We start from the raw sequence: 6916 nt of genomic DNA on the forward strand, positions 1-6916 counted from the left end.
AATCACCGAAAGGCTGTAGGAGAGGGCGGAATCGAAGGCGACCTGGCCGGTCATCGCCCAGGCTGGCTGCCAGCCGCGCATCAGCGCGAAGCCGATACCGCCGACGGCCGCCATGGCAAAAGCGATCGGGACACGCAACAGGATCAGCCCGAGGAGAATCGCGAAACCGAGAAGGGATTCGAACATCTGCGCTTTCACCTATTTCTTGTCTGAAGGCGGCTGAACGCCCCGCAGAAATGCTATGAAGGCGCTGACCAGACAGGAAAACGCGGCAAGAAAGCCGAACGGCGCAAGCGGAATGTAGAGCGCGTTGGTTACCGCTCCATCTTCTGCCGCCGACATCGCATGGGAGGCCAGGCGCCAGGCCAGCGTCGCCAGGAGCGACGCGGAAAACAGACCGGCGAAGGCCGACAGATAGCGGCTCGCCCGGTCTCCCAGGAACAGGTCGAGCAGGTCGACTTCCACGTGTTCCTTCCGCTCGGTGGTCAGCGGTAGCGCGGTAAAGACCAGGGCAGCCAGAAGTACCTCGGTCAGTTCGAACGCCCCTTTCAGGGGCGCGGAAAAGAAATACCGCCCCACCACGTCGACGCAGGTTATCAGAATGAGCGAGAACAGAATCAAAGCGGCGCTCAGCCCGAGGGTGTTCTGCAGCAGGGGCCCGATATCGAGCTCCCCGCCGGCGCTGCCGCCTCTGTAGATTTGCCGGAGCCGCTCCACGGCTCAGTAACTCACGCCGGTCCGGGCACGCAGGGTCTCCAGCGCGGCGGTGCCGTCGAAACCGTCTTCCGCAATCGCCTCGGCCCAGACCTGCTCATGCGCCGCTGCCTTGGACCTGATCTCGTCAAGCAGCGGGCCCGGCGCGTCGTAGATCTCGATACCGGCGGCGTCGATCTTCTCGATCGCCGCTGCATCGGCATCGTTCCAGGCGGCGCCGACGAGTTCGGCGAAGGCCGGGCCGGAAATTGCCTCGATTGCAGCCTGGTCCCCGGGCGAGATCCCGTTCCACTTGCCCTCGTTCATCACCCGGAACCAGGTGGTGTTGTAGAGACCGCCGGGCACACGCATGGAATACTTGATGTCTTCGGTCAGCTTGAAGGCGGTCAGCGCCTCGTAGGTGAAGGCGACGCCGTCGATCACACCCCGCGAAAGCTTCTCATAGACCTCGCCCGAGGACATGAAGAGGGTCTCGGCGCCAAGATCCGACATCAGGTCGGAGATGTAGCCACCCGGAACGCGGATTTTCAGCCCGTGGATGTCTTCCGGCGTTTCGATCTTGCGGACGTTGTTGTGCAGCAACCCCGGCCCGTGCACGAATAGTCCGAGAAGCTTGACATCCTCGTGTTCGGATTGCGCGTCAAGCTGGCCCGTGTAGACGTCCCAGAACGCCCTGGACGCCGTGGCGGCGTCATCGCCGATGAAGGAAAACTGGCCGATCCGCGAGCGCTCGAACCGGTCGTCGGTCGTGAAGGAATGCAGCCCGTAGGTGATGTCGGCGACGCCATCTGCCGCCATGTCGAAATGTGCCGGCGGCACGCCGAGCGGCTTGGTCAGCACACGGATCTTCACACGGCCTTCCGTGGCTTCCTCGACCTGATCGGCCCAGGGTTTGATGGCGCCCACGACGATCGGATGGCGTGGCGGCAGCCAGCTTGAGAGGGCGAGGGTGGTGTCGGCCGCGACCGCCGAGGAAAGCGTCAGCGTCGCCGTGGCCGCGCTCGCGAGAAAGAGGGTGAACCCCTTGAGTCTGTTGGTCATGTATTCCTCCCTTTGGATGGATCAGATGCTGGCGGCCCTCAGGGCCTGGCTGAGAATGATCCGGTCACCGATCTGGTTTGCCAGGATCAGCACGAGGCGGGCGTTTATCGCGTCGCTCTCCGCCTTGCTCCGGCCTTCGTGCGTGGCGAGCAATTCGGCATAGAAATCGTCTGGAGTGGCGATATTCGGGGTCAGGACCAGATCGGTCATTCGGCGGCCTCCTTGCCGGTTGCGCGGCGGATCGCGGTGCGCATCAGGGTCTCGTTGAAGCTGTCGCGTCGGGCCGCGACATGCTGATCGGGGCGGATCAGGTAGACAGCAGAGTCGGCCTCCCCGAGGTAGCGTTCCCTTAGCAGGCCCGTCGGATCGTCCCTGGTCGAAAGCGCCAGCTGGCGGGCGGTGATGCCGCCCTCGGTGATGCGATCGGGCGCTTCCGTGTCGATCGCCAGGATAACGAAGTCGTCGCCGAGCTTCGACAGCAGGAAGTCGTCCCCCAGTGGAACGTCCGGGCATGGTGCGCCCGGACGGCTGCGCGCCGGACCGCCCGCAAGCGCATCGGCCGAGTTCAGCGGCGAGGTGTCGTAGACGCAGGGTACGGACAGGCGGCCGGAATTCACCATCGGCCGGGCGAATTCGAATTTCTCGCTGAGGTCGAGGACGGCGTCGCGGAAGATCCGGCTGATCTCGGACTTGGGCGTGATGAAATCGGTGGAACGGGTCGAGTTCAGGATGTTCTCGTCCGCGCCGTGGAGGCGCTCGTCGTCGTAGCTGTCGAGCAGGCTTTCGGGCGCCTTGCCCTCGATCACCAGGCCCAGCTTCCAGCCGAGATTGTCCACGTCCTGCATGCCCGAGTTGGCGCCACGCGCGCCGAAGGGAGATACCTGATGCGCGGCGTCGCCGGCGAAAAGCACCCGCCCGTGCCGGAAACGCTCCATCCGCTTGCACTGGAACGTGTAGATCGACGACCAGACCATGTCGTAGTCGACATCCCCCAGCATCGCGTCGAGCCGACGACGGATGTTCTCCTCCTTCATTTCCTCCTTGCGGTCGACATCCCAGCCGATCTGGAAGTCGATCCGCCAGACATCGTCGGGCTGCTTGTGCAGCAGCGTCGACGCGCCGGAGCCGTGCGACGGTTCGAACCAGAACCACCGTTCGGCGGGAAAGTTCATCTCGCCCTTCATCCTGATGTCAGCGATCAGGAAACTGTCCTGAAACACCCGGCCGGTGAAATCGAGGCCGAGCATCCGGCGCAGGGCCGAATTCGCGCCGTCGCAACCGATCAGCCAGTCGGCCTCGACCTTGTAGGGGCCGTCCGGGGTCATGACCGTCAGAACCGCGTGATCGTCCCTGACCTCGACCGTGTCCACGCGGTTCTTGCCGCGCAACTGGATCGGTGCGCCCTCTGCCTGCAATTCCCGCAGGCGGTCGATCATGAAATGCTCGAAATAGGGCTGCTGCATGTTGATGAAGGCCGGGTAGTGGTGCCCCGCTTCCGGCAGCAGGTTGAACTCGAATACCTTTCTGTCCTTGTGGAAGACCTTGCCGAGGTTCCACACGACGCCCTTCCCGAGCATCGGCTCGCCGCAGCCGTAGCGGTCGGCGATCTCGAGGCAGCGCTTGGCGAAGCAGATTGCCCGGCTGCCCATGCCGACGCCTTCGTGGTCGTCGAGCACCAGAACCGGAATGCCCTGGCGGCCAAGGTCAAGAGCGGTGGCGATCCCGATCGGCCCGCCGCCCATGACCACGACAGGATGGCGCACCGGCGTGTCGAGGTCCTGGTCGGCGGACTTTTCGTAAGGATAGAGCTCGTAGGCAAGCTTGTAGCGGTCGTCAAACATTTGTCTTTCCCCCCTCGAAGTCGTCAGCCCTGCAGCTGGTCCCACATTTCGCGGTCGCGCTCGGCGGTCCAGATGCGCGGCGTGTCGATGCCGCGTGCCTCGTCGTAGGCGCGGGCCACGTTGAACGGCAGGCAGTGCTCGTAGATTGCATATTCGGCAAACTTGGGATCGCACTCGGCGCGCACCGCATCCCAGGCTTCCTTCAGCGTCCCGCCGCGGGCGACGATGCGGGCGACAGGCCTGTAGGTCGAGGCAACGAAATCCGCCGTCGCCTCAAGTGCCCTGGCGACCATTTCCTCACCCAGCAGCGCATCGCCGCGGCCCGGCGCGATCGCCCTGGGTTCGAACGCGGCAATGTTGGCCAGCGTGCCGCTCCAGTCGCCGAAATGGCCGTCGCCGCAATAACAGGCAGAATGGTATTCGACGATGTCACCGGTGAACATTACTTCCTGATCAGGCACCCAGATCACCGCGTCGCCAGCGGTATGGGCGCGACCGAGCTTCATGATGTCGACGCGGCGCCTGCCGAGATAGACGGTCATCGACCCCGAGAACGTGGTTGTCGGGCGTGTCAGGCCCGGAATTTCCTCGTGACCCTGGAACAGGCGCGGGAAACGCGCGAACTCGCTGTCCCAGTCCTCCTGACCGCGTTCCTCGACCATGGCTGCGGCGACGTCGGACATGATTATCTCGCGCGCCCCGTAAGCCGAGGCGCCGAGCACCCGCACGGCGTGGTAGTGGGTCAGCACGACATGGCTGATCGGCTTATCGGTGACCGACCGGACGCATTCGATCACCTTGCGCGCCAGCCGCGGGGTGGCCTGCGCCTCGACGATCATCACGCTTTCGTCGCCGATGATCACGCCGGTGTTCGGATCGCCCTCAGCGGTGAAGGCATAGAGCCCATCGCCAACCTGCGTGAAGCTGATCGTCTTTTCTTCCAGGTCGCCTTGCGAAGCGAATTTCCTAGCCATGGACCTGATTCCCTATGCTCTTGCCCAGTCGGGCAGGTCTGTTGCGGGCAGGACCTTGCCCGCGCAGGCACCGAAGCCGATGCGATAGCCATCTCCGTTTGCCGCGCCGTAGAGGGTGAGCGTGTCACCGTCCTCGAGGAACGAGCGGGTCTTGCCATCCGCGAGCGTGATCGGCTCCCTGCCGCCCCAGCTGAGTTCGAGCAGCGAACCCCGGCTGTCCTTTCCTGTACCCGAGATCGTCCCGGACCCGAGCAGGTCGCCGGTACGCATCGAGCAGCCACTGGTTGTGTGGTGACACAACTGCTGGGCGGCCGAATAGTACATCGTCTTGTAGTTGGTTTCCGAGATCACCGTCTCCTTGCCACCCTCCGGGGTCAGACCGACCCGGAGGTCGATGTCATAGAGCATCGGGCCCGGCTCGCCGAGGTAGGGCAGCAACGGACGTTCACGTTCGGGCGTCGCGGTGCGGAACGGCTCGAGCGCGGCCCTGGTCACGATCCAGGGGCTGATCGTCGTCGCGGTGGCCTTCGCCTGGAACGGGCCCAGCGGATGGTATTCCCAAGCCTGGATGTCGCGTGCCGACCAGTCGTTGAGCAGCACGTAGCCGAAGATCATCTCGTCGGCCTCGGCGACCGAGACCATGCCTTTGGACGGCGTGCCCACGATGGCGCCGATTTCCAGCTCCAGATCGAAACGGGCGCATTTGTCGAAACGCGGCAGGCTGTCGTCCGGATCCTTGAGCTGGCCCCAGGGGCGTACCACATCGGTACCGGAGACAACGACCGAGGAAGCACGGCCGTTGTAGCCGATGGGGATCGACAGCCAGTTGGGCGGCAGCGCGTTTTCGGCGCCGCGGAACATGGTTCCGACGTTGAAGGCGTGGTTCCTCGAGGCGTAGAAATCTGTGTATTCGCTGACCGTGAATGGCATGTGCAGCGTCGCATCGGATTGTGCGACGAGCATGGGATCAAGCCGGGCACGCTCGGCTGCGCCCTCAGCCAGGAGTGCGGCAAGCCGCGCGCGCAGCGCCCCCCAGACCGTCGGGCCGGCCGACATCACCGGGTTCCAGGCGCCGGATTGCAACAACGGGCCGCCTGCGAGCGTCAGGAGCCCGGCCGCCTCGGCCTTGGCCGCGTCGAGGATCAGGTCGCCGATTGCCACACCGCAGCGGGGAGCGGAGCCTGCGACAGAGAAAACGCCGTACGGAAGGTTGTTGAGAGGAAAGTCGGTCTCGGCGCTGTTGGCCGAGCCGACCCACGAACTTTCGAGGCTCATGCGATCTTACTTTCTGTCTTGGGCAGCGCACCGGTCGGTTCCCGGAGGAGGGTCGGACAAGCTGCAGGCGGCCCGCCCCCGGTCTGAACAGAATTACCTGGTCCAGTTGCCTTCCGGTGTACCGTCGAAACGCTTCTCGAGGCTGTCCCAGCAGTCGATGTAATCGTCCTGCAAGGGCGCCTCATTGGCGGCGAATTCCGTCAGGTGCTGGGGGAAGCGTGTCTCGAACATGAAGGACATGGTATTGTCGAGCTTCTCCGGTTTCAGGTCGGCGAAGGTCGCCTTCTCGAAGGCGTTGTTGTCGGGCCCGTGCGGCAGCATCATGTTGTGCAGGCTCATTCCGCCCGGCACGAAGCCCTGTGGTTTGGCGTCGTATTCGCCGTAGATGTTGCCCATCAGCTCCGACATGACGTTCTTGTGGTACCAGGGCGGGCGGAAGGTGTTTTCCATCGTCATCCAGCGCTCGCGGAACAGCACAAAGTCGATATTGGCCGTGCCGGGTACGCCGGAAGGAGCCGTGAGCACAGTGAAGCTCGACGGATCCGGGTGATCGAACAGGATCGCGCCGATCGGGCAGTAGTCGCGCAGGTCGTATTTGACCGGCGCGTAATTGCCGTGCCAGGCCACAACGTCGAGCGGGCTGTGGTCGATGAAGGTCTCGTGGAACCGGCCCTGCCACTTGATCACCACGCGGCTCTCGGCGTCGCGGTCCTCGAAGGCAGCGACGGGGGTCTTGAAGTCGCGACGGTGGGCCATGCAGTTGGCGCCTATCGGGCCGCGGCCGGGCAGTTCGAACTTCTGGCCGTAGTTCTCGCAGACGAAACCACGCGCCGGCCCGTCGACCGGTTCGACCCTGTAGACCAGCCCGCGCGGCAGGATCGCGATCTCCTTGGGCCCCAGGTCGATGACGCCGAGTTCGGTTGAAAAGCGCAGCCGGCCCTCCTGCGGCACCACCAGAAGTTCGCTGTCGGCGGAGAAGAAATACTCGTCCTCCATGGAGGCGGTGACCAGGTAGATATGGGTGGCCATGCCGGCCTGCGTGCAGACATCGCCGGCGGTGGTCATGGTCCG

The 6916-nt window shown here is 64.2% G+C and carries 7 protein-coding genes and 1 pseudogene; all 8 read right to left on the reverse strand.

All coding sequences use genetic code 11. The features are described from left to right. Window positions 1–186 (reverse strand): annotated as a pseudogene (locus ACK5IR_RS15865) (C4-dicarboxylate ABC transporter permease); the annotation flags it as partial. Window positions 187–198: 12 nt separating this feature from the next. Further along, window positions 199–717, reverse strand: coding sequence for a TRAP transporter small permease (locus tag ACK5IR_RS15870; protein WP_416930197.1), 519 nt, complete (start codon window positions 715–717; stop codon window positions 199–201). 3 nt (window positions 718–720) lie between these two features. Next, complete coding sequence (locus ACK5IR_RS15875) at window positions 721–1755, reverse strand: TRAP transporter substrate-binding protein (RefSeq protein ID WP_416930199.1); 1035 nt, start codon at window positions 1753–1755, stop codon at window positions 721–723. 21 nt (window positions 1756–1776) lie between these two features. Next, on the reverse strand, window positions 1777–1965 hold the full coding sequence (locus tag ACK5IR_RS15880) for a DUF2783 domain-containing protein (protein ID WP_416930201.1): 189 nt from the start codon (window positions 1963–1965) through the stop codon (window positions 1777–1779). After that, window positions 1962–3596 carry an FAD-dependent oxidoreductase gene (locus ACK5IR_RS15885; RefSeq protein ID WP_416930203.1) on the reverse strand — a complete coding sequence of 545 codons (1635 nt, stop codon included), beginning with the start codon at window positions 3594–3596 and terminating at the stop codon, window positions 1962–1964. The genes ACK5IR_RS15880 and ACK5IR_RS15885 overlap by 4 nt, the downstream gene beginning before the upstream one ends. A gap of 23 nt (window positions 3597–3619) precedes the next feature. Continuing rightward, window positions 3620–4570: an MBL fold metallo-hydrolase gene (locus ACK5IR_RS15890; protein ID WP_416930205.1), complete on the reverse strand. Its 951-nt coding sequence runs from the start codon at window positions 4568–4570 to the stop codon at window positions 3620–3622. A 12-nt stretch (window positions 4571–4582) separates the two neighbouring features. Beyond that, window positions 4583–5845 (reverse strand): fumarylacetoacetase, encoded by a 1263-nt coding sequence (gene fahA / locus ACK5IR_RS15895; RefSeq protein WP_416930207.1) that lies wholly within the window; start codon window positions 5843–5845, stop codon window positions 4583–4585. Between the two features lie 93 nt (window positions 5846–5938). Beyond that, window positions 5939–6916, reverse strand: a 978-nt coding sequence (locus ACK5IR_RS15900; protein WP_416930209.1) for a homogentisate 1,2-dioxygenase domain-containing protein, incomplete at its 5' end; no start/stop codon positions are given.

Origin of the sequence: Tropicimonas sp. (genome assembly GCF_047971885.1) — a bacterium.
Classification (GTDB): Bacteria; Pseudomonadota; Alphaproteobacteria; order Rhodobacterales; family Rhodobacteraceae; genus Tropicimonas.

Coding starts and splice junctions, on each gene's coding strand:
- fahA (WP_416930207.1), bottom strand. CDS start 5,845: ATGAGCCTCGAAAGTTCGTGGGTCGGCTCGGCCAACAGCGCCGAGACC.
- ACK5IR_RS15890 (WP_416930205.1), bottom strand. CDS start 4,570: ATGGCTAGGAAATTCGCTTCGCAAGGCGACCTGGAAGAAAAGACGATC.
- ACK5IR_RS15875 (WP_416930199.1), bottom strand. CDS start 1,755: ATGACCAACAGACTCAAGGGGTTCACCCTCTTTCTCGCGAGCGCGGCC.
- ACK5IR_RS15880 (WP_416930201.1), bottom strand. CDS start 1,965: ATGACCGATCTGGTCCTGACCCCGAATATCGCCACTCCAGACGATTTC.
- ACK5IR_RS15885 (WP_416930203.1), bottom strand. CDS start 3,596: ATGTTTGACGACCGCTACAAGCTTGCCTACGAGCTCTATCCTTACGAA.